General features: G+C 69.1%; 18 protein-coding genes. 8 read left to right on the plus strand and 10 right to left on the minus strand.

Going from position 1 to position 21,669, the window contains the following annotated elements; genetic code table 11:
• Positions 1 to 77 precede the first annotated feature (77 nt).
• Positions 78 to 512: a SufE family protein gene (locus ITJ62_RS07985; RefSeq protein WP_194600744.1), complete on the plus strand. Its 435-nt coding sequence runs from the start codon at positions 78 to 80 to the stop codon at positions 510 to 512.
• Positions 513 to 528: 16 nt separating this feature from the next.
• On the opposite strand, the gene ITJ62_RS07990 is transcribed toward ITJ62_RS07985, so the two are convergent.
• Positions 529 to 1,785 carry a S9 family peptidase gene (locus ITJ62_RS07990; protein ID WP_079705892.1) on the minus strand — a complete coding sequence of 419 codons (1,257 nt, stop codon included), beginning with the start codon at positions 1,783 to 1,785 and terminating at the stop codon, positions 529 to 531.
• Between the two features lie 25 nt (positions 1,786 to 1,810).
• On the opposite strand from ITJ62_RS07990, the gene ITJ62_RS07995 reads away from it, so the two are divergent.
• From ITJ62_RS07995 to ITJ62_RS08010, 4 genes are all read left to right on the plus strand, one after another.
• Complete coding sequence (locus tag ITJ62_RS07995; RefSeq protein ID WP_194600747.1) at positions 1,811 to 2,407, plus strand: DUF3000 domain-containing protein; 597 nt, start codon at positions 1,811 to 1,813, stop codon at positions 2,405 to 2,407.
• On the plus strand, positions 2,400 to 3,647 hold the full coding sequence (locus tag ITJ62_RS08000; RefSeq protein ID WP_192017970.1) for an HRDC domain-containing protein: 1,248 nt from the start codon (positions 2,400 to 2,402) through the stop codon (positions 3,645 to 3,647). Before ITJ62_RS07995 ends, ITJ62_RS08000 begins: the two co-directional genes overlap by 8 nt.
• Before the next feature lie 74 nt (positions 3,648 to 3,721).
• The gene (locus ITJ62_RS08005) at positions 3,722 to 4,927 is read left to right on the plus strand and encodes a thiolase family protein (RefSeq protein ID WP_194600750.1); all 1,206 of its coding nucleotides are present in this window, start codon (positions 3,722 to 3,724) and stop codon (positions 4,925 to 4,927) included.
• Entirely contained in the window at positions 4,928 to 7,069 is a 2,142-nt protein-coding gene (locus tag ITJ62_RS08010) for a 3-hydroxyacyl-CoA dehydrogenase NAD-binding domain-containing protein (RefSeq protein ID WP_194600753.1), read from the plus strand. It begins immediately after the preceding gene.
• A gap of 122 nt (positions 7,070 to 7,191) precedes the next feature.
• Here the strand turns inward: ITJ62_RS08010 and ITJ62_RS08015 are convergent, their stop codons facing one another.
• The 7 genes from ITJ62_RS08015 to dut form a co-directional block, all read right to left on the minus strand.
• Positions 7,192 to 8,169 (minus strand): aldo/keto reductase, encoded by a 978-nt coding sequence (locus ITJ62_RS08015; RefSeq protein WP_194600756.1) that lies wholly within the window; start codon positions 8,167 to 8,169, stop codon positions 7,192 to 7,194.
• Positions 8,166 to 8,549 (minus strand): MerR family transcriptional regulator, encoded by a 384-nt coding sequence (locus tag ITJ62_RS08020; protein ID WP_124769309.1) that lies wholly within the window; start codon positions 8,547 to 8,549, stop codon positions 8,166 to 8,168. The genes ITJ62_RS08015 and ITJ62_RS08020 overlap by 4 nt, the downstream gene beginning before the upstream one ends.
• Positions 8,550 to 8,604: 55 nt before the next feature.
• On the minus strand, positions 8,605 to 10,569 hold the full coding sequence (gene dxs / locus ITJ62_RS08025) for a 1-deoxy-D-xylulose-5-phosphate synthase (protein ID WP_194600758.1): 1,965 nt from the start codon (positions 10,567 to 10,569) through the stop codon (positions 8,605 to 8,607).
• A gap of 143 nt (positions 10,570 to 10,712) precedes the next feature.
• Complete coding sequence (locus ITJ62_RS08030) at positions 10,713 to 13,532, minus strand: aconitate hydratase (protein WP_194600760.1); 2,820 nt, start codon at positions 13,530 to 13,532, stop codon at positions 10,713 to 10,715.
• A 246-nt stretch (positions 13,533 to 13,778) separates the two neighbouring features.
• On the minus strand, positions 13,779 to 14,570 hold the full coding sequence (locus ITJ62_RS08035; RefSeq protein ID WP_228498116.1) for a DUF3159 domain-containing protein: 792 nt from the start codon (positions 14,568 to 14,570) through the stop codon (positions 13,779 to 13,781).
• A 3-nt stretch (positions 14,571 to 14,573) separates the two neighbouring features.
• Positions 14,574 to 15,194, minus strand: a complete 621-nt coding sequence (locus ITJ62_RS08040; RefSeq protein WP_086473327.1) for a DUF3710 domain-containing protein — start codon at positions 15,192 to 15,194, stop codon at positions 14,574 to 14,576.
• Positions 15,191 to 15,700, minus strand: a complete 510-nt coding sequence (gene dut, locus ITJ62_RS08045; protein WP_194600763.1) for a dUTP diphosphatase — start codon at positions 15,698 to 15,700, stop codon at positions 15,191 to 15,193. The genes ITJ62_RS08040 and dut overlap by 4 nt, the downstream gene beginning before the upstream one ends.
• Before the next feature lie 38 nt (positions 15,701 to 15,738).
• Between dut and ITJ62_RS08050 the strand changes: the two genes are divergently transcribed.
• On the plus strand, positions 15,739 to 16,185 hold the full coding sequence (locus tag ITJ62_RS08050) for a DUF3093 domain-containing protein (RefSeq protein WP_079705884.1): 447 nt from the start codon (positions 15,739 to 15,741) through the stop codon (positions 16,183 to 16,185).
• An 87-nt stretch (positions 16,186 to 16,272) separates the two neighbouring features.
• On the opposite strand, the gene ITJ62_RS08055 is transcribed toward ITJ62_RS08050, so the two are convergent.
• Complete coding sequence (locus ITJ62_RS08055) at positions 16,273 to 16,566, minus strand: DUF4193 domain-containing protein (protein ID WP_056005937.1); 294 nt, start codon at positions 16,564 to 16,566, stop codon at positions 16,273 to 16,275.
• 199 nt (positions 16,567 to 16,765) lie between these two features.
• On the opposite strand from ITJ62_RS08055, the gene sepH reads away from it, so the two are divergent.
• Positions 16,766 to 17,884 (plus strand): septation protein SepH, encoded by a 1,119-nt coding sequence (sepH, locus tag ITJ62_RS08060; protein ID WP_194600766.1) that lies wholly within the window; start codon positions 16,766 to 16,768, stop codon positions 17,882 to 17,884.
• 12 nt (positions 17,885 to 17,896) lie between these two features.
• Here sepH and ITJ62_RS08065 read toward each other — a convergent pair whose 3' ends face one another.
• On the minus strand, positions 17,897 to 19,039 hold the full coding sequence (locus ITJ62_RS08065) for an alkaline phosphatase family protein (RefSeq protein ID WP_228498119.1): 1,143 nt from the start codon (positions 19,037 to 19,039) through the stop codon (positions 17,897 to 17,899).
• 87 nt (positions 19,040 to 19,126) lie between these two features.
• Between ITJ62_RS08065 and ITJ62_RS08070 the strand changes: the two genes are divergently transcribed.
• Complete coding sequence (locus ITJ62_RS08070; protein WP_194600770.1) at positions 19,127 to 21,634, plus strand: DNA topoisomerase (ATP-hydrolyzing) subunit A; 2,508 nt, start codon at positions 19,127 to 19,129, stop codon at positions 21,632 to 21,634.
• The last annotated feature ends 35 nt before the right edge of the window (positions 21,635 to 21,669 follow it).

The raw sequence follows: 21,669 nt of genomic DNA on the forward strand, positions 1-21,669 counted from the left end.
CCACCCACCGCCCTTCCGCACGGCCTCACTGCGCGGGAGGGCGGTCCGCTGTTCCCGGCTGCGATACTGGAGTGACCATGACCGATTCCCTCCTCGCCCCGAACCTCGCCGAGATCCGAGATGAGTTCCTCGCCGTCGAGGAACGCTCACGGCTGCAGCTGCTCCTCGAATTCAGCGACGAGCTGCCGGACCTCCCGGAGCGCTACCGCGACCACCCCGATCTCATGGAGCGGGTGCTCGAGTGCCAGGCGCCCGTGTTCTTCTTCGTCGAGATCGACGAGGACGGCATCGTGCACCTGTTCGCCACGGCTCCCGAGGAAGCGCCGACCACTCGCGGCTTCGCGAGCATCCTCGTCCAGGGGCTCGCCGGACTCACCGTCGATGAGGTCCTCGCCGTCCCCGACGACTTCCCGCAGATGATCGGACTCTCCCGGGCGGTGTCGCCACTGCGACTGCGCGGGATGTCGGCGCTGCTCGGCCGGACGAAGCGCCGCCTCCGCGAACTCGCCTGAGTCGTCGGCCCGTCGGTCAGTGCCCGGGCGGTAGCGGCACGAGCTCGTCGAGCCAGTCCGAGACCGCGGCGGTCCAACGCTCCGGGTCGTAGTTCCAGAGCTTCGTGTGACGGGCGACGGTGAACGGGACGAACGTCACGATGTCCGGTCGTGCGAGGGCGAGCGCCCGCGACGGCCCTGCCGGGACGTAACCGTCGTCGTCACTGTGCATCAGCAGGATCGGCAAGGCGAGGTCGGCGGCGTTGGCGACGTAGTCGAGCCGACCGAGATCGATGCTCGTCGCCTGCCCGGTCAGGAGGCGTCCCCACCGGCGGCTGATGGCGAGCAGGGCGACCCGACCGACCACGCTCGGGATCCGGTTCTCGCGGGCCTGGTGCTGCAGGACGTCCACCCAGTCGATGACCGGCGAATCGAGCGCGACGGCGCGGAGGAGTTCGGGGTGCGTCGTCCGCCGTGAGGCCTGGAGCACGATCGCTCCGCCCATGGACCAGCCCATGAGCACGACGTCGGCGGCGCCCTGTTCACGCACCCAACCGATCGCGGCGTCCACGTCGCGCCACTCCTCGTCGCCGAGCGCGTAGCGGAAGTCCAGCGCAGGCGGAGCGTCGCCGTCGTTGCGGTAGGAGACGAGCAGGCACGAGTACCCGGCGTTGCGGAAGCTCGGCACCGCTCGGAGCGCTTCGGATCGCGTGGTCCCCCGGCCGTGCACCAGGACGGCCCAGCGGGTGGACGGTCCGTCCTCCGGGTGGATCGCCCACGCCGGCGCCGGCCCGAGCGGGGTCGGGACGAGCACGTCCTCGTGGGCGAGGCCCAGTTCCTCCGGGCGGCGGAAGAACCACCCGCTGAACTCGGCCTCCTGGCCGACGCGGAGTGCGTCGACGTCGCCGCCGAGGAGCGTCCGGACCACGGTGTGCTGCCGCACCTCGAGGATGTCACCCAGCTGCACGTAGGCGGCCCGTCTCGTCACCCAGCTGCCGTAGCGGCCGGGGACGATCGTGTCCGGGGACGCGACGAGTTCGACCGTCCCGCCGGCACGGTCCAACCCGACGATGCGAGCCTCACTCGGACGGTCCCGAGCCGGGACCACCACCTTGCGGGCGATGGTCGCGACGACGGCGAGTCCGAGGGCGCCGACGGCGGCAGCGGCTCCACCGGCGATGACGATCGCATCCGTCGCCGAACCCCGCCGTCGGATGCCGGTGCTCGCCGCTCCTCGACCGCCTGCCTGCGACCCGGGTCCGCGTCTCCGCCCGGCGTGCCTCTGCCCATTCATCGGGATGTAACTCTAGTCTTCACTCGTGGTAGAGAGTCCGACGACGGCAAAGGTTCCCGAAGAGTTCGCCCGAGCGGTGGACGCTGTTCGCGCTGCAGCCGTCCGGCCCGATCTGAGAGTCACTGAGATCCCCGCGCCGAGCAATCTCGCGCCGTTCGCCATCGCCCTCGCGGCCGACGTCTCGCCGAGTCGCCACGATGCCGACTCCGACCTCGGTACGGGGCGGTTCGTCCTCCTCTATGACCCGGACGGCTCTGACGCCTGGGGAGGAAGTTTCCGCGTCGTCTGCTTCGCCCAGGCCCCCCTGGAGACCGAGATCGGACTCGACCCGTTCCTTGCCGAGGTCGCCTGGTCCTGGCTCGTGGACGCCCTCGACACCCGCGGCGCCTCCTACCAGGCAGCGTCCGGTACCGCGACGAAGATCATCTCGAGTGGTTTCGGGGAGCTCGCCCGGCAGGGCGACGGCGCACAGATCGAGCTTCGAGCGTCGTGGACACCGCTGGAGAGCGACGTCGCGGCGCACGTGGAAGGATGGGGAGAGCTGCTGTGCATGCTCGCCGGCTTGCCTCCGACCACCGAAGGGGTCTCCCTGTTGTCCGTCAAACGAGCTCACCGTGAGTGACGCGGCGCCTGAATCAGCACCGCTCCTCCCCCCGCCCGCGCCCACCGCACCACGGGTCGTCACCGACACCCGCGAGGCCTACCTCGCCTCACTCGAGGTGCTCGCCGCGGGTCACGGACCGTTCGCGCTCGACGCCGAACGTGCGTCGGGCTACCGCTACTCCCAGCGGGCCTACCTGATCCAGGTCTACCGTCGCGGTGCCGGGGTCTTCCTGTACGACCCGCCCGCCATCGGCTCCATGGCCGAACTCGGCGCCCTGATCCAGGGTGAGCGGTCGATCCTGCATGCGGCCAGCCAGGACCTCGCCTGTCTGCGCGAAGTGGGCATCGACCCGAGCGAGCTCTTCGACACCGAACTGGGGGCCCGTCTGCTCGGGCTGCCGCGTGTCGGGCTGGGTGCCGTGGTCGAGGAACTGTTGGGCATCCACCTGGCGAAGGAGCACTCCGCCGCCGACTGGTCGACCCGCCCGCTCCCCGCCTCCTGGCTCGAATACGCGGCGCTCGACGTCGAACTGCTCGTCGACGCCGCGGAGGAGCTGGCAGCCCGCATCGAGGATGCCGGGAAGAGTGACATCGCGCGCCAGGAGTTCCAGGCGACGCTGGCCCGGGAGGCGAAGGCACCCCGCGCCGAGCCCTGGCGCCGGCTCTCCGGACTCCACGCCGTGCGCGGGCAACGCAACCTCGCCGTCGCTCGCGAGCTCTGGGTCGCGCGTGACGAACTCGCGCAGCGCCGCGACACCGCCCCCGGGCGACTCATCCCCGACGCCTCGATCACCGCGGCCGCGAAGGCAAACCCCAGCTCGAAGCGCGACCTCGCAGCGCTCTCGGACTTCCGTGGGCGCGCGAGCCGCACCGAACTCGACCTCTGGTGGAACGCGATCCACACCGGCCAGACCACCGAGGACCTCCCCGGTGCCCGACCGGCGAGCGATACGCTGCCACCCCCGCGCAGCTGGTCCGACAAGAATCCGGACGCGCACGCCAGGTACACCGCGGCACGGACGAAGATCCTCGCGACGGCGGAGTTCCTGACGATGCCGGTCGAGAACCTGCTCACGCCGGAGACGCTGCGCCGACTGGCCTGGACGCCGCCCGAACCACTCACCGTCGAGACGGTCGCCGCGGCACTCGCCGAGCACGAGGCACGCCCCTGGCAGATCGACGCGACCGCCCGGGCGATCACCGACGCCTTTGTCGAGTCGGCCCAATCCCCGGTAGAGCCTGACCCGGACGCTTCGTAGGAAGCGCTGCACCCGGGTGTCCACCCGTGTCTGCCGCCTAGGATCGGGGCGTACCCCGAGAATGAGGAGGCAACGTGGCCGAACAAGCCGACGTCGTATTCGTTGATGGAGTCCGGACACCGTTCGGACGAGCCGGCGAAAAGGGCATGTACTGGAACACCCGGGCTGACGACCTGATCGTCAAGGCGATCATCGGACTGCTCGAACGTCATCCCGGTCTGCCGCTCGACCGCATCGACGAGGTCGCCATCGCGGCGACGACCCAGCAGGGCGACCAGGGGCTGACGCTCGGCCGCACCGCCGCGCTGCTCGCCGGCCTCCCGAAGTCCGTCCCCGGATTCGCGATCGACCGCATGTGCGCCGGAGCGATGACCTCGGTCACGACGCTCGGCAGCGGCATCGCATTCGGCGCCTACGACCTCGTCCTCGCCGGTGGCGTCGAGCACATGGGGCGTCACCCCATGGGGCTGGACGCCGACCCGAACCCGCGGTTCCTCGCCGAGCGCCTCGTCAGTGAGGACGCGCTGAACATGGGCAAGACGGCCGAGCGCATCCACGACCGGTTCCCGCAGCTCACGAAGGAACGCTCCGACCGCTTCGGTATGCGCAGCCAGCAGAAGGTCGCGGCCGCCTACGAAGCCGGACGGATCCAGCCCGACCTCGTCCCGGTCGCGCTCCGGAGCGACAGTGGATGGGGACTCGCCACCGGCGACGAAGGGCTCCGCCCCGAGACCACGATGGAGGGGCTCGCCGGACTGAAGACGCCGTTCCGGCCCCACGGCCGTGTCACCGCAGGCAACGCCTCGCCGCTGACCGACGGTGCCACGGTGAGTCTGCTCGCCAGCGCCTCGGCGGCGAAGGAACTCGGCCTCACGCCGAAGATGCGCCTCGTCAGCTTCGCGTTCGCGGGCGTCGAGCCCGAGATCATGGGCATCGGTCCAGTCCCCTCCACGGAGAAGGCCCTGCGGAAGGCGGGCCTGTCGATCGAGGACATCGGTCTGTTCGAACTGAACGAGGCCTTCGCCGTGCAGGTGCTCTCCTTCCTCGACCACTTCGGCATCGACGACGAGGACCCGCGGGTGAACCCGTGGGGTGGCGCGATCGCGGTCGGGCACCCGCTCGCGGCATCCGGCGTCCGACTCATGATCCAGCTCGCGGCGCAGTTCGCCGAGCACCCCGAGGTGCGCTACGGCCTCACGGCGATGTGCGTCGGCCTCGGCCAGGGCGGCACCGTGCTCTGGGAGAACCCGTACTTCACCGGCAAGAAGGGACGCAAGTAGATGACCGACTACACGACCATCGACTTCTCGGAGCTCGTCGCGATCAGCGGCGACGACGAGGTCGTGACGCGCTCCTTCGTCAAGGACGTCACCACGGCGAGCGGCCGCACGATCGCGCTCATCACCCTCGACAACGGACGCGACCACACGAGGCCGAACACCCTCGGCCCGGTCACGCTGCTCGAGCTCGACGGCGTCCTCGAGGCGCAACGGACCCGTGCCGCGTCCGGCGAGATCGACGGTGTCGCCATCACGGGCAAGCCGTTCATCCTGGCGGCCGGCGCCGACCTGAGCAAGGTCGGCGACATCCCCTCCCGTGAGGTCGCGACCAAGCTCGCGCAGCTCGGCCACCACGTCTTCGGCAAGCTCGAGGACCTCGGCGTACCGACCTTCGTCTTCATCAACGGACTCGCGCTCGGTGGCGGACTCGAGATCGGCCTCAACGCGAACTACCGGACCGTCGACGCCTCGGCGCCCGCGATCGCGCTCCCCGAGGTGTTCCTCGGACTCATCCCGGGCTGGGGTGGCGCCTACCTGCTCCCGAACCTGATCGGCATCGAGAACGCACTCAACGTCGTCATCTCGAACCCGCTCAAGAACAACCGGATGCTCAAGGCGCAGGACGCGCTCGCCTACGGCATCGCGGACGTCATGTTCCCGTCCGCCAACTTCCTCGAGGACTCGTTGCGCTGGGCCGACGGGGTGCTCGGTGGCACGGTGACCGTGCAGCGCAAGAACGTGCCGGGCAAGGTGGAGCGGACGATCAAGTGGCCGCTCGCCATCAGTACCGCCCGCAAGATGCTCGAGAGCAAGATCGGCACGGTCGCGAAGTCGCCCTATGCGGCCCTCGAGCTGCTTGAGGCCGCCCGCAGCGGCACGAAGGCACAGGGGTTCGAGCGAGAGGACCGGGCGCTGTCCGAGCTCATCGTCGGCGACCAGTTCCAGGCGAGCATGTACGCGTTCGACCTCGTGCAGAAGCGCGCCAAGCGCCCGGCGGGAGCGCCCGACAAGCAGCTCGCCCGACGGGTCACGAAGGTCGGCATCATCGGTGCCGGGCTCATGGCGAGCCAGTTCGCGCTGCTCTTCCTCCGGCGGCTCCAGGTGCCGGTGGTCATCACCGACCTCGACCAGGGCCACGTCGACGCCGGCGTCGCCCGGATCCACGGCGAGATCGACACCCTCCGAGGGAAGGGGCGCATCTCCCCCGACGAGTCGAACCGCCTGAAGGCGCTGCTGTCCGGCACCACGGACAAGGCCGACTTCGCGGACTGCGACTGGGTCATCGAGGCCGTCTTCGAAGAGGTCGGCGTCAAGCAGAGCGTCTTTGCCGAGGTTGAGCAGTACGTCTCGGAGCAGGCTGTCCTCGCGACGAACACCTCCTCGCTCTCCGTCGAGGAGATCGGCGCGAAGCTCGCGCACCCCGAGCGGCTCGTCGGCTTCCACTTCTTCAACCCGGTCGCCGTCATGCCGTTGCTCGAGGTCGTCCGTACACCCCAGACGGACGACGAGACGCTCGCGACGGCCTTCGCCACCGCGGCGAAGCTGAAGAAGAGCGCCATCCTCACCGCCGACGCTCCCGGCTTCATCGTCAACCGGCTCCTGGCGAAGGTCATGGGTGAGGCGGCGCACGCCCTGGACGCCGGCACCCCGCTGCTGACGGTCGAACGTGCCTTCGCGCCCATCGGCCTGCCGATGACGCCCTTCCAGCTCATCGACCTCGTCGGTTGGAAGGTCGCCGCGCACGTGCAGGACACGATGGTCGGGAAGTTCCCCGACCGGTTCTTCGCGTCGGAGAACCTCCACCGGCTCGCCAGCCTGGACTCGGTGGTCGAGAAGGACAAGGGCGGGAAGGTGACCGGCTTCACGAAGCAGGCCCAGAAGGTGCTCGTCACGGGCGACAGCCCGCTCAGCGAGGACGAGATCCTGCGACGGGTCGAGGACGGCCTCGCCTCGGAGATCAAGCTCATGTTGGACGAGGGCGTCGTCTCAGCCGCCCAGGACATCGACCTCGGGCTCATCCTCGGTGCGGGTTGGCCGTTCCAGGACGGCGGAGCGACGCCGTACCTGGACCGCGTCGGTGCGAGCGAGCGTGCCTTCGGCGACACCTTCCACCACCCGCCCATCCGGGGCGTCCAGGCGTAGTCTGCGCGGTGTCGCGAGAGCGGGGTGTCCTCCACCATCGGTGGACGGCACCCCGCTCTCGTCGTTGAGCCTCGAGCGACGCCGGCCCTCAGCGCCTGCCGGAGCTCAGCGCCTGCCGGAGCTCAGCGGTTGACGGTGCTCATGTCCGGATACCGGTCGCCGGCCGGGAGACGGAGTGCGTCGAGTCGAGCGAGCGCGTCGGCCGACAGGGAGAGCTCGTCGGCGCCGAGGTTCTCCTCGAGATACGGGATCCGCTTCGTGCCGGGGATCGGCGCGATGTCGTCACCCTGGGCCAGCAACCAGGCGAGCGCCACCTGGGCCGGTGTCGCATCGAGCGACGCGGCGATCCGGTCGACCTCTTCGACGATCGCGATGTTCGCAGCGAGGTTGTCCCCCGTGAAGCGCGGGTTGGCGCGACGGAAGTCGGTCTCGTCGAGCACGTCGAGCGATCGGATCGTGCCGGTGAGGAACCCACGACCGAGCGGCGAGTACGGGACGAAGCCGATGCCCAACTCACGGACGGTCGGCAGGATCTCCGCCTCGGGGTCGCGGCTCCAGAGCGAGTACTCGGTCTGCAGAGCGGTGATCGGGTGCACGGCGTGTGCACGCCGGATCGTGTCCGGAGCCGCCTGCGACAGACCGATGTACCGGATCTTGCCCTCGGTGACGAGTTCCGAGAGTGCACCCACCGTCTCCTCGATGGGCACGCCCGGATCCACGCGGTGGAGGTAGTAGAGGTCCACGACGTCGGTCCCGAGCCGGCGCAGCGATCCCTCGATCGACAGGCGCACGTTCGCGGCGCTGCCATCGGCGCCGAACTGTCCGTCACTGGAATTGCGGATCGTCCCGAACTTGGTCGCGAGGGTCACCTCGTCCCGGCGTGACCCGAGTGCAGTTCCGAGCAGTTCCTCGTTGAGGTAGGGACCGTACATCTCAGCGGTGTCGAAGAAGGTGACGCCGAGGTCCAGGGCACGGTGGATCGTCGCTGTCGATGCCACGTCGTCGAGGGCGGCACCGGTGTAGAACGCCGACATCCCCATGCAGCCGAGGCCGATCCGGGCGATGTCTGGTCCGGCTGTGCCGAGTGTGATGTGCTTCATCGTGTTGCCACCTGTTCTGTGTAGAGTTCGATCTTGCGATCGATGACCTTCAGCGACTGCTGCATCTCCTCGAGGCGGGCCAGGAACGAGATCCGATGCCGCAGGAGCAGCTCGAGCCTCGCCTCGGCGGTGTCGTCACCGCGCTGAGCCAACTCCGTGTACTCGCGGAGCGTCGCGATCGGCATGCCCGTCGAGCGGAGCCTCGTGAGGAACACGACCCAGGACACGTCGCCCTCGCTGTAGCGGCGGTGCGTCGACGAGCTGCGACCGATCGGACGTGGCATGAGCCCTGCGCGCTCGTAGTAGCGAAGCGTATGGACGCTCAGTCCGGTCTGTTCGGCGACGTCGGAGATGGCATAGCCCTCGTGGAGAGTGGTCATGTCCACACGATACGACTTCGAGTGCACTCGAAGTCAAGCGCGCCACAGCCCGCGGTCAGGCGCCGTGCGGCCTCGTCGTGCTCCGCTCCGAAGACGTGTCCTGCTCGACGCGGTCGTCAGGCAGTGGGCGGGCGACGGGGATCCGGCTGCCGAGGACCTGTGCCACGACGTCTCGGGCGATCTGCTGGGCCGTGAGGCCCGCATCCTCGAGGATCTGCTCGCGGGACGCGTGGTCGATGAACTCGTCCGGCACGCCGAGCTCGTCGACGGCCGTGTCGACGCTGGCCTCGCGGAGCGTCTGCCTGATGCGGGTGCCGATACCTCCGACGCGGATGCCGTCCTCGATGGTGATCACGAGCCGGTGCGCGGCGGCGAGCTCGACGAGCGATCCGGCGACGGGGACCACCCAGCGGGGGTCGACGACGGTCGCGCCGATGCCCTGCTGGGCGAGTCGGTCCGCCACGTCGATCGCGATGGGCGCCATCGGGCCGACGGCGACGATGAGGACGTCCGGCTGCTCGGTCGTCCGGAGGACATCGACACCGTCGTGGAGACGCTCGACGGCCGGGAGCTCGGCGGGGGCGCTGCCCTTCGGGAACCGGATGACAGTCGGGGCGTCGTCGATCGACACGGCCTCGCGCAGTTCCTCGCGCAGCCGCTCGCCGTCACGCGGTGCCGCGATCCGGATACCCGGGACGACCTGCAGGATCGCGAGGTCCCAGATGCCGTGGTGGCTCGGTCCGTCGGGGCCGGTCACGCCGGCGCGGTCGAGGACGACCGTGACGCCCGCACGGTGCAACGCGACGTCCATGAGCAGTTGGTCGAAGGCACGGTTCACGAACGTCGCGTACACGGCCACCACCGGGTGCAGTCCACCGAAGGCGAGCCCGGCCGCCGAGGTGAAGGCGTGCTGCTCGGCGATGCCGACGTCGTGCACCCGCTCGGGGAAGCGTTCGGCGAAGGCGTGGAGCCCGACCGGTCGCAGCATGGCGGCGGTGATGGCGACGACGCGGTCGTCGGCCTCGGCCACCGCGAGCATCTCCTCGCTGAAGACGGCCGTCCAGGACGGGCGGGAGGCCGCCCCGACGGGCTCCCCGGTCTCGGGATCGATCACCCCGACGGCATGGAACTGATCGGCGTCGTCGTCCCGTGCCGGCTGGAACCCACGACCCTTCTCCGTGATCGCGTGGACGATCACCGGTGCGCCGTAGTGCTTCGCCTGGGTCAGGGCCTCCTCCATCGCGTGGATGTCGTGTCCGTCGACCGGCCCGATGTACTTGATGTCGAGGTTGGAGTAGAGCGCCTCGTTGTTCGTGAGGCGGGACAGGAACCCGTGGGCACCTCCGCGGACGCCCCGATAGAGCGCGCGTCCCGGACCGCCGAGGAGGTTGAAGGCCCGCTGGCTGCGCTCGCGCAGGTCGCGATAGCTCCGGCGGGTCCGCACACCGCTCAGGAACCGCGCCATACCGCCGATGGTCGGTGCGTAGGACCGGCCGTTGTCGTTGACGATGATGACGAGCCGGCGGGTGTTGTCGTCGCTAATGTTGTTGAGCGCCTCCCACGTCATGCCGCCCGTCAGTGCGCCGTCGCCGACAACCGCCACCACATGTCGCTCGTCCTGCCCGGTCATCTGGAAGGCGCGGGAGATGCCGTCCGCCCAGCTGAGCGAGCTCGAGGCGTGCGAACTCTCGACGATGTCGTGCTCGGATTCGGAACGCTGCGGGTAGCCGGCGAGACCGCCGCGGGTCCGGAGCCCGGAGAACTCCTGACGGCCGGTCAGGAGTTTGTGGACGTAGGACTGGTGACCGGTGTCGAACACCATCGGATCCGTCGGGGAGTCGAACACCCGGTGCATCGCGATCGTGAGCTCGACGACGCCGAGGTTCGGACCGAGGTGTCCACCCGTCTTCGAGACGTTCGCGATGAGGAAGGCGCGGATGTCGCCGGCGAGTTCGACGAGTTCCGCCTCGGAGAGGCCGTCGAGGTCCCGGGGTCCGTTCACCTGATCGAGCACTGTCACGCTGTCGTCCCTCCACCGTGGGCCGACCGATCGCTCGGAGCCCGTCTTTCGAGTGTACGCGTCGTGGGCGGGGTGGGCGGCGAACGCCGCAGGCCGGCCCCGACGGTTGCTGTCGGGACCGGCCTGGTGGTAGAGCCTCGTCGTCAGACGAGGCTGCGGAGCACGTACTGCAGGATGCCGCCGTTGCGGTAGTAGTCGGCTTCACCTGGCGTGTCGATGCGGACGACCGCGTCGAACTCGACCGGCTCCTTGCCGGGAGCCGAGTGCTCACTCGGGACGGCGCTCACGCGGACCGTCTTCGGCGTGGTGCCGTTGTTGAGCTCCTCGAGACCGGCGATCGACACGATCTCCGTGCCGTCGAGTCCGAGGGAGGCCCAGCTCTCGCCTTCCGGGAACTGCAGCGGGACGACGCCCATGCCGATGAGGTTCGAGCGGTGGATGCGCTCGAAGCTCTCGGTGATGACCGCCTTGACACCGAGGAGGCTCGTGCCCTTGGCCGCCCAGTCGCGGGAGGAACCGGAGCCGTACTCCTTGCCACCGAAGATGACGAGGGGCGTGCCCTCGGCCTGGTAGTTCTGCGACGCGTCGTAGATGAACGACTGCGGTGCATCGGCCTGCGTGAAGTCGCGGGTGTAGCCGCCCTCAACGCCGTCGAGCAGCTGGTTCTTCAGTCGGATGTTCGCGAACGTGCCGCGGATCATGACCTCGTGGTTGCCGCGGCGCGAGCCGTAGGAGTTGTAGTCCTTGCGGCCGACGCCGTGCTCGTCGAGGTACCGGCCTGCGGGCGAGTCGGCCTTGATGTTGCCGGCCGGGCTGATGTGGTCGGTCGTGACCGAGTCGCCGAGCTTGGCGAGGACGCGGGCACCGACGATGTCGGAGACGGGGGTCGTCTCCATGGTCATGCCGTCGAAGTACGGGGGCTTCCGCACGTACGTCGACTCCTCGTCCCACTCGAAGGTCGAGCCCTCGGGGGTCTGGAGCGAACGCCAGCGCTCGTCGCCGTCGAAGACGCCGCTGTACTCGTGGTCGAACATCTCCTTGTTGATGGAGGAGTCGATCGTGTCCTGGACCTCTGCCGCGTCGGGCCAGATGTCCTTCAGGAAGATGTCGTTGCCGTCGGCGTCGACACCGAGGGCGTCGACCTCGAAGTCGAAGTTCATCGACCCCGCGAGGGCGTAGGCGATGACCAGCGGCGGGCTCGCCAGGTAGTTCATCTTGACGTCCGGGTTGATCCGGCCCTCAAAGTTGCGGTTGCCCGAGAGGACGGCCGTGACGGCGAGGTCGTTGTCCTGGACGGCGGTCGAGATCTCGTCGAGCAGCGGACCGGAGTTGCCGATGCAGGTCGTGCAGCCGTAGCCGACCGTGTAGAAGCCGAGGTCCTCGAGGTACTCGGTGAGACCGGCCTTCGCGTAGTAGTCGGTGACGACCTTGGAACCCGGAGCGAGCGTGGTCTTGACCCACGGCTTCGCCTTCAGGCCCTTCTTGCTGGCGTTCCGGGCCAGGAGGCCTGCGGCCAGCATGACCGACGGGTTCGAGGTGTTCGTGCACGAGGTGATCGCGGCGATCGCGACGGCGCCGTGGTCGAGGGTGAAGTCGACCCCGTTCTCCTCGAGGGTGACCTGGGTCGGCTTCGAGAGGGACGCCGGAGCGTGGCTGCGGTGCGTGTGGTGGTGGTGGTTGTTCTCGTCCTCGTCCTGCGGCGTGGTGCCTGCGGGGTCGGAGGCGGGGAAGGAACCGGCACCCACGAGGTCGACGATGTCGTGCTCGACCGTCGCGTAGTCGACGAGGTCGCGCTCGAACTGGGCCTTCGCGTCCGTGAGCTCGATGCGGTCCTGCGGACGCTTCGGGCCGGCGATCGACGGGACGACGGTGGCGAGGTCGAGCTCGAGGTACTCGCTGAAGACCGGCTCCTGGTCGGCGTCGTGCCACAGCTTCTGGGTCTTGGCGTAGGCCTCGACCAGCGCGATCTGCTCGTCGCTGCGACCGGTGAGGCGCAGGTAGTCGAGCGTGACGTCGTCGATCGGGAACATGGCGGCCGTCGAGCCGAATTCGGGGCTCATGTTGCCGATGGTGGCGCGGTTCGCGAGCGGCACCTCGGCGACGCCTGCTCCGTAGAACTCGACGAACTTGCCGACGACGCCGTGCTTGCGGAGCATCTGGGTGATGGTGAGGACGACGTCCGTCGCGGTGACACCCGTCGGGATGGAGCCGTTCAGCTTGAAGCCGACGACCTTCGGGATGAGCATCGAGACGGGCTGGCCGAGCATGGCGGCCTCCGCCTCGATACCGCCGACGCCCCAGCCGAGCACGCCCAGGCCGTTGACCATGGTCGTGTGCGAGTCGGTGCCGACACAGGTGTCGGGGTAGGCGCGCAGGACGCCGCCGACCTCGCGCGTCATGGTGACGCGGGCGAGGTACTCGATGTTGACCTGGTGCACGATGCCGGTTCCCGGCGGGACGACCTTGAAGTCGTCGAACGCCGTCTGGCCCCAGCGGAGGAACTGGTACCGCTCGCCGTTGCGCTCGTACTCGAGCTCGACGTTGCGCTCGAGCGCGTTCTCGCTGCCGAAGAGGTCGGCGATGACCGAGTGGTCGATGACCATCTCGGCCGGGGCGAGCGGGTTGATCTTGTCGGCGGAGCCGCCGAGTGCCTCGACCGCTTCGCGCATGGTGGCGAGGTCGACGATGCACGGCACGCCGGTGAAGTCCTGCATGACGACACGAGCCGGGGTGAATTGGATCTCGGTGTCGGGGTCCGCGGTCGGAACCCAGTCGCCGATCGCGCGGATGTGCGCCTCGGTGATGTTGGCACCGTCCTCGGTGCGCAGCAGGTTCTCGAGGAGCACCTTGAGGCTGAACGGCAGCTTCTCGTGACCCTCCACCGTGTCGATGCGATAGATCTCGTAGTCGGTCGTCCCGACAGTCAGGGTGTCTTTCGCCCCGAAGCTGTTCACGGTGGACATATCGTCTTCTCCTTCGTTGGCGGCGGCGAGTGCTCACTCACGTGCGTTCCGACCAATCTTGCTGCTGGCGGGTGCTCCGCGGCTAGCAAGGCTTGCCTAACTACAGGCTGGGGCGCGTCGTGTCATCTCGGCATCGCTCATCTATCTTGATGTCGAGACAATTCTAGCATCGAGGATCGGGTCCTCCCGACATGACGAGAGCCCGGTCCGAGACACGCTGAAGCGTCGGGCCGGGCTCTCGGCGGATCACTCGGTGGATGCCTGCGGCGCTTTCGGGAACACGGCGCGGACGACGAGCCAGCTGAGGACGAGCAGTGGTGCGTAGAGCGGGATGCCCATGAGGAGCCGAAGCGTCCCGAGGAGTTCGACGTTCCCACTGAAGTAGAGGGGCAGCTGCACGAGGAGTCGTGCGGCGAACATGGCCACCCACACCAGCGTGAGCCACCGCATGGCGCGTCGTTGTCCGGGGTGGGAGCGCCAACTCGTGCCGCTGCCCATGAGGTAGCCGGCCACGAGTCCGACGACGGGCCACCCGACGAGCACCGAGACGAGGAGGGCCACGGCGTAGGCGCCGTTGGTCCAGAACCCGACGACGTAGAAGTCCTCAGCGCGCCCGGACAGCAGGGCCAGGGCTGCTGAGAGTGCGATGCCGAGGAGGCCGCCGACGGCCTGCGTGACCGGCTGCCGCTGAACGAGGCGTGCAATGGAGAAGAGGACCCCGAGTGCGACCGGAGCGATGATCGACGGGAGCAGGTCGAGGGTCAGCGTGTAGACGACGAGGAACAGGAGTCCGGGCAGGATCGCCTCGACGATGCCGCGCACGCCGCCCATGGCGCGCAGCAGTGCCTTGCCGGTGGGGGCGTCGCCCTCGGCCATCGCGCCCAGACCGGACTTGCGTGCGGCGGCACCGAACGCCGCGGACATCGATTCACCGAGCCGCTGCCGATCCGCATCACCCGTGGCATCAGGGGAACCCGACGCGTCACGGCGCTCGACCGGGTCGACTCCGTGGGGCTCCGGTTCTCGTGCGTCCGTCATCGACTACGCGCTCGTGGCCGTCGGCATGCGCAGCGGGATGAGGTCGCGCGGTGGCATGGGCGAGTTGCCCCGGACGACGACGAGGCTGCGGAAGAGGTCGTCCACGAGCGCGGCGGCGTCCGGCTTCGACGCGCCCTCCCCCGCGACGACGCCGCGGAGGAACCAGCGCGGACCGTCGACGCCGATGAAGCGTGCCAGGTGGGTCGCGTCGGTGCCTGCGGCACCACCGGTCGGCACCTCGGCGACGAGCTCCGGGCCGAACTCGCCCTCGCGCTCGGTCACGGTGCCGCCCTGCTGGGCGATCTGCTCGGCGATCTGCGACCGGGTCTCGTTCCACAGACCGGTCGACCGCGGGGCGGCGAACGGCTGGACCTGCAGGGTGGAACCGGCGTAGTCGAGGCCGACCGCGACGACGCGCTTCGTCGCCTCCTCCACCTCGAGACGGAGGTTCAGTCCTTCGCGAGGCAGCACCTTGACGCCACCGAGGTCGATGTAGGGGCGGACGGGGTTCGCCTCGCTCTCGTCGAACGGGCCGGCGGTCTCGCGGTCCTCGGGTGCGGACTTCGCGTCGTCGGGCAGCTCCGCGTCGAGGTCGAGGTCTGGGAGGTCTTCGAGTTCGCTCATGCGAGGGTTCCTGTCTGCGCGGCACCGTCGGTGCTGATGGTTGGGTCGGTGGCGGCCGGTGTCGTGGCGAGCGAACCGACGCCGGTCGAACCGAAGCCTCCGGCTCCTCGTGCACTGCCTGGCAGTCGCTCCACCGGGATGAAGTTGGCGCGGGACACCGGCATCACGATGAGCTGGGCGATGCGGTCGCCCGGCTCGACGGTGAAGGAGGTGTGACGGTCGGTGTTGAGGAGCGTGACCTTGATCTCGCCGCGATACCCGGCGTCGACCGTGCCCGGCGCGTTGACGACGGTGATGCCGTGTTTCGCCGCGAGACCGCTTCGTGGGACGACGAACGCGGCATGGCCGTCGGGCAGGGCGATCGAGACGCCGGTGCCGACGAGGGCGCGCTCACCCGGTTCGAGCACGACGTGCTCGGCGGACACGAGATCCGCACCCGCATCGCCGGGGTGTGCATAGCCGGGCAGATCCGGCGCGATAATGAGTACGTCAACGCTTTCGGTCACGAATCGAGGGTAGTGCAGTTCTCTGAGACAAGGCAGACATGCAGCCGTACCGTGAAACCCTCTGGCCCAGTCCCTGGGTCATCATCGCCCTCGCCCTCGTGGTGCCGGCGACCATGCTCGTCCTCGCGCCCGTTTCGCTCGCGGCGGGGATCGTCGGGGCGGTGGTGCTGTACGGCGGGTGCCTTGCGCTGGCGTTCGGGACGGCGCCGAGGATCCAGGTCTCCGAGTCGAGCTTGTCGGTCGGGAAGGCGTCGATCCCGCTCGGGTTCATCGGTGAGGTCGTGGTGTACACCGGGACGGACGCGACCGCGCAGCTCCGCACCAAGCTCGATGCACGCGCCTGGCTCATGATCCGCGGGTGGGTGCACAGCCTCGTGAAAGTGGAGATCGTCGACCCCGCCGACCCGACGCCGTACTGGCTGCTGTCGTCCCGTCGGCCGCAAGCCCTGGCGGATGCGATCGCCGCCGCGCGCACGCACGCCTGAGGCGGCCACCGCTCGAAGCCGCAACGACAGAACCCCTCCGGATCGTGATCCGGAGGGGTTCTGTGTGCCGCTCGCGCGGCGGTGCTTTCAGGCTGCGCACTCCGCGCAGATCGGGCCGAACTTGCCCTCGTGGTCGAGCTGCGAGCGGTGCTTCACGAGGAAGCACTCCATGCAGGTGAACTCGTCCGCCTGGGGCGGGAGCACGACGACGTCGAGGTCGAGGTCGGAGAGGTCGGATCCACCCAGGTTGTAGTCACCCGGGTTGTCAGCGTCTTCGGAGTCGACGACTCCGGACAGCTTGTCTGGAACGCGCTCCTTCAGGGCCTCGATCGACTCGGAATCGTCGTCGGTCTTGCGGGGAGCGTCGTAATCAGTTGCCATGCCTATCCACTTCTCGATGCCGTCGGAACAAAATCGGCGGGCACAGTTTGCATCAGTTCCGCATGAATTGCAAACCGTGTTCGGGAGGGTGTGCGGAACCTTCCCGTGCAACTGACGGCACGCCCGGCGTATTCCCCGAATACGCCCGTGATCCGTGAGAACGTGGGTCAATCACGTGGCACGCTGAGAGGCATTCATCATGCAGGAATTGAAGGTAGTCGGAGCGGAGCTCGGCGCTCTGATCGTTGCAGATCGGAACGAGGAGGAATACCGCCTCATCGTCGACGATTCGTTCCACGTCCACCTGCGGCGGGCGAAGCCGGCCGGTGCGCCGATCGGTGGGAACACCAAGATCTCCCCGAGGGAAGTGCAGGCGCACATCCGCAGCGGTCTTTCCGCCGAGGACGTCGCAGCGGTCACCGGTGCCTCACTGGAGTACGTGCAGCGGTTCGAGGGTCCGGTGATGGCGGAGCGTGAGCACATCGTCGGCACCGCCCTCGGCGTCGCCGTCCTGCCGACGACCGACACGTCGGCCGACGACATCGAGGCCACCTTCGGGAACGTCATCCGGGCTCGACTCGAGAAGCTTGGCGCGACCGACGAACGGTGGACGAGCTGGAAGGAACCCGAGGGCGGCTGGATCGTCAAGCTGTCCTTCACGGCCGACCAGGTCGACCACGACGCCCGCTGGGCGTTCGAGCCGAAGAAGCTCGCCCTCACGCCCATCGGCAGTGAGGCCACGACCCTCTCGCGTCAGGGCGACCTGCCGGCCGCGCTGATCCCCCGCTTGCGTGCGGTCGACACCGACGACTCCCCCGACACCTCACGCTTCGACAGCGGCGCGTTCTCCCTGGACCGCGTGTCGACGCCGCAGCAGACCGAGACCGACCGTCCCGCCGAGACGCGTCCGATCGAGCCGTTGCCGTTCGCGGCCGACACGGGCTTCGGCCGTGCACCGTCCTCGAAGGCTGCGACGCAGGCCGCGATCAACCGTGAGGCGTCGAGCCCCGAGCAGCACAACCAGACCGCCGACCTGTTGGAGGCCCTCCGCAAGCGCCGTGGCGAGCGGGAGGCCGCCCCCAGCGAGCCCGAACCTGCCGAGCGCCCCAGTGCGCCGCACACCGTCCCGGATCAGCAGACGCCGCTGGCGGTGTTCGACACCGGTGAGTTCGAGGCGGCGCAGCAGCGACGCGCGGGCGATGCCGAGTCCTCCGATGGCGGCACGCCGTCCGGGGCCAAGGCGCGCCGCGGCCGAGCGTCGATGCCGTCCTGGGACGAGATCGTGTTCGGTGCGAAGTCCGACGACGACCCGGTCTGATCGGTCAGGGCTTCAGCGCTCGTAACGACCGAGGCCGAGGAGCGGTATCCGGCGTTCGTCGTCGGTGAGCGATCCGTGCTGTCCGATCATGTCTCTCGCGCTCTGATCGGCGGGACGTGAGTCGTAGTAGGCGATGCGCTTCCGGGCTGCGACGATGACGTCGCCGATCCGTGGCAGCACCTCAGGGTCGACCTCGCCGTACCAGCCGTGGTCGACCGCCTGCTCGCGTGTCGCGATCCAGGCGCGGCCGCCTTCCTCGGCTCGCCAGGCCCCAGCTAGGCGCTCCCGATCCGCTGGACCCGCATCGGCGTCGAGATAGAGGTGGAGGCATCGCGGCTCCCCGCCGATGTGGCGGACACCGGCGACCAGCTCGGGGACCTGGTCGAAGAGCACGTGCTGATGGGGTGCGACGTCGATCACCCCGTGGTCGGCGGTGATGAGCGCGCCGGTCGACGCGGGGAGGCGGGACGACCACCGCTTGAGATCGCCGTCGAGCTCCTCGAGGAGCGCCGTCCAGCGTCCCGACTCCCACCCGTACTCGTGCGCCGCCTGATCGAGCTCGGGGACGTACACGTAGCTGAGTGTGGGGCCGGCGGTCGTGGACGCGATCTCTCGGGCCGCGTCGAGGCGGTCGGCCATCGAGCGTCCGGCCCGGTAGTCCGCCCCTCGGAGCACGGCTCGGGTGAAGCCCGAATTGCGGTATCGCTCCTGACCGATCACCGTCGTGGTGACGCCCTCGGCTCTCGCTCGCTCGAACACGGTCGGGAGGCGCTGCCAGGTCTCCGGCACCATGCCGGCGTCCCAGCCGCTGAGTTGGTTCACGACCCGGTCCCCCGCCACGTCCCGTGCTCGGTAGCTGACGAGGCCGTGCCGGCCCGGCAACGAGCCGGTGGTCAGCGTCGCGATCCCGGCCGCGGTCGTCGACGGGAACGCCGACGTCGTGGTGGAGCGCGGACCGAGGCGCGGCGCGAGGAACCGAGCGTGGGCGGCTGCTCCACGGAGGTTCGCGGCGCCGAGGCCGTCGACGAGGACGACGACGGCATGGTCGGCCCGGGGCAGCGATCCACCGCCCACCGTCAGGGATGCGAGGCAATCCGGGAGGACACCGGCAAGGCTGCGTGACTCCGGATCGACCGTCGGTAGCATGGTGGTCATCGGGCTCAGTCTCGCACACCGCGCTGACGACCACGCCCCGCCATCCTCGCCGAGCACCGGCTCGACTCCCCTCAGCAGAGACACGGAATGACCCGCCAACAGCAGACCCCGCCGACGGAGACCAGTGGCGAGCGCATCGAGGACATCGATGTCTCGTCGGAGATGCAGACCTCCTTCCTGGAGTACGCCTATTCGGTCATCTACGCCCGTGCCCTCCCCGACGCGCGCGACGGCCTGAAGCCGGTGCAGCGCCGCATCCTCTATCAGATGACCGAGATGGGCCTGCGCCCGGATCGGGGCCACGTGAAGTCGGCCCGCGTCGTCGGCGAAGTGATGGGGAAGCTGCACCCGCACGGCGACACGGCGATCTACGATGCACTCGTCCGCCTCGCACAGCCCTTCACGCTCCGCGTCCCGCTCATCGACGGGCACGGGAACTTCGGCTCGCTCGACGACGGGCCCGCTGCGCCGCGGTACACGGAGGCCCGGCTGGACGCCGCCGCGCTCGCCCTGACGGCCGACCTCGACGAGGACGTCGTCGACTTCGTCCCGAACTACGACAACCAGTTCATGCAGCCCGAGGTCCTCCCGGCCGCGTTCCCGAACCTCCTCGTGAACGGTGCCAGCGGCATCGCGGTCGGCATGGCCACCAACATGGCGCCGCACAACCTCGTCGAGGTGATCGGTGCGGCTCGGCACCTCATCGCGCATCCTCAGGCCACCCTCGAGGACCTGATGGAGTTCGTCCCGGGTCCCGACCTCCCCTCGGGCGGCACGATCGTCGGTCTGGACGGCATCAAGGACGCCTACGCCACCGGTCGCGGCTCCTTCAAGACCCGCGCGAAGGTCTCCGTCGAGCCGGTCACCGCGCGGAAGACCGGTCTGGTCATCACCGAACTGCCCTACCTGGTCGGTCCGGAGAAGATCATCGAGAAGATCAAGGACGGTGTCAGCTCCAAGAAGCTCAACGGCATCTCCGACGTCACCGACCTGACGGACCGCATCCACGGGCTCCGCCTCGTGATCGGCATCAAGACCGGCTTCTCCCCCGAAGCCGTCCTGGAGCAGCTCTACCGCTACACGCCCCTCGAGGACTCCTTCAGCATCAACAACGTCGCGCTCGTCGACGGCGGCCCGCAGACGCTCGGCCTCCGGGACCTGCTGCAGGTGTACGTCGACCACCGCATCAGCGTGGTCACCCGCCGGAGCCGGTTCCGGTTGGCGAGACGCAAGGAACGCCTCCACCTGGTGGAGGGTCTCCTCATCGCCATCCTCGACATCGACGAGGTCATCCAGGTCATCCGCGCGAGCGACGACTCCGAACAGGCGCGCGCGAGGCTCATCGAGGTCTTCGACCTCTCGCAGCTGCAGGCCGAGTACATCCTCGAACTCCGTCTCCGACGACTCACCAAGTTCTCGCGGATCGAGCTCGAGGCGGAGCGCGACAAGCTGCTGGCCGAGATCGCCGAACTCGAGCGGTTGCTCGGGAGCCAACGACTCATCCGTGCCGCGGTCTCCGCAGAGCTCGCCGCTGCGGCCGAGCAGTTCGGCACACCGCGCCGGACCATGCTGACGAACGCGAAGCCGAGCGTCGCGACGACCGGTCGAGGGAAGAGCGCCCCGGTGCTCGAGCTCGCCGACACCCCGTGCCGCGTCTACCTCAGCGCGACCGGACGGGCGCTCCGCGTCGACCTCGAGCAGGACGCACCCGCACCACGACCCGGTCGGCGGAGCAAGCACGATGCGATCCTGAGTGTCGTCGAGACCACGAGCCGCACCGAACTCGGTGCGGTCACCAGCCTCGGTCGCGTCATCCGGTTCACCCCGCTCGACCTCCCGGCGGTGCCGGCGGCGTCCATCCAGCTCGCGGCCGGAGTTCGCATGGGCGAGTACCTGTCGCTCCCGAACCGTGACGAGCGCGTGCTGGCGATCGTCTCGCTGACCTCGGAGCAGCCGATCGTGCTGGGAACCGAGACCGGCGTCGTCAAGCGGGTCATCCCCGGCGACCTGCCGAACAAGCCGGACTTCGAGGTCATCACGCTCAAGCCGCGCGACCACGTCGTCGGGGCGACGCAGGTCGGCGACGACGCGGAACTCGTCTTCGTCGCCTCCGATGCACAACTGCTCCGTTTCGCCGCGACGTCCGTCCGTCCGCAAGGGCGGGCCGCGGGTGGCATGGCCGGCATCAACCTGGCGGCCGGTGCGAAGGTCATCTCGTTCACGGCGGTCCTGCCCACCGACGACGTCGTCGTCGTGACCGTCGCGACCAATTCGCTGACGCTCGCCGGAACGGACACCGGGAGCGCGAAGGTGTCGGAGTTCTCCGAGTTCCCCGCCAAGGGTCGAGCGACCGGCGGTGTCCGGTCGCAGCGCTTCCTGAAGGGCGAGGACCAGCTGGCCGTCGCGTGGGTCGGCGCCGCTCCGGCGCACGCCGTCGGGACGGACGGGACACCGCGGACGCTCCCGGAGGTCGGTGCGAAACGGGATGCCTCAGGGGTGCCGCTCGACGCCCCCGTCGGGTTCATCGGCGGCGCGATCACCGCACCGGCAGCACCGGCGACGGACGACGCGGTAGCGAGCGACGAATCGTCCTGACCGGAGCTGCGCACTGACGAAGGCCCGGATCGAGC

This window comes from Plantibacter sp. VKM Ac-2876, from assembly GCF_015350715.1.
Lineage (GTDB): Bacteria > Actinomycetota > Actinomycetes > Actinomycetales > Microbacteriaceae > Plantibacter > Plantibacter auratus.

Coding starts and splice junctions, on each gene's coding strand:
- ITJ62_RS08055 (WP_056005937.1), bottom strand. CDS start 16,566: ATGGCAACTGATTACGACGCTCCCCGCAAGACCGACGACGATTCCGAG.
- ITJ62_RS08035 (WP_228498116.1), bottom strand. CDS start 14,570: ATGACGGACGCACGAGAACCGGAGCCCCACGGAGTCGACCCGGTCGAG.
- ITJ62_RS07990 (WP_079705892.1), bottom strand. CDS start 1,785: ATGAATGGGCAGAGGCACGCCGGGCGGAGACGCGGACCCGGGTCGCAG.
- ITJ62_RS07985 (WP_194600744.1), top strand. CDS start 78: ATGACCGATTCCCTCCTCGCCCCGAACCTCGCCGAGATCCGAGATGAG.
- ITJ62_RS08070 (WP_194600770.1), top strand. CDS start 19,127: ATGACCCGCCAACAGCAGACCCCGCCGACGGAGACCAGTGGCGAGCGC.
- ITJ62_RS08015 (WP_194600756.1), bottom strand. CDS start 8,169: ATGAAGCACATCACACTCGGCACAGCCGGACCAGACATCGCCCGGATC.
- ITJ62_RS08020 (WP_124769309.1), bottom strand. CDS start 8,549: ATGACCACTCTCCACGAGGGCTATGCCATCTCCGACGTCGCCGAACAG.
- sepH (WP_194600766.1), top strand. CDS start 16,766: ATGCAGGAATTGAAGGTAGTCGGAGCGGAGCTCGGCGCTCTGATCGTT.
- ITJ62_RS08040 (WP_086473327.1), bottom strand. CDS start 15,194: ATGAGCGAACTCGAAGACCTCCCAGACCTCGACCTCGACGCGGAGCTG.
- ITJ62_RS08010 (WP_194600753.1), top strand. CDS start 4,928: ATGACCGACTACACGACCATCGACTTCTCGGAGCTCGTCGCGATCAGC.
- ITJ62_RS08050 (WP_079705884.1), top strand. CDS start 15,739: ATGCAGCCGTACCGTGAAACCCTCTGGCCCAGTCCCTGGGTCATCATC.
- ITJ62_RS08065 (WP_228498119.1), bottom strand. CDS start 19,039: ATGACCACCATGCTACCGACGGTCGATCCGGAGTCACGCAGCCTTGCC.
- ITJ62_RS08030 (WP_194600760.1), bottom strand. CDS start 13,532: ATGTCCACCGTGAACAGCTTCGGGGCGAAAGACACCCTGACTGTCGGG.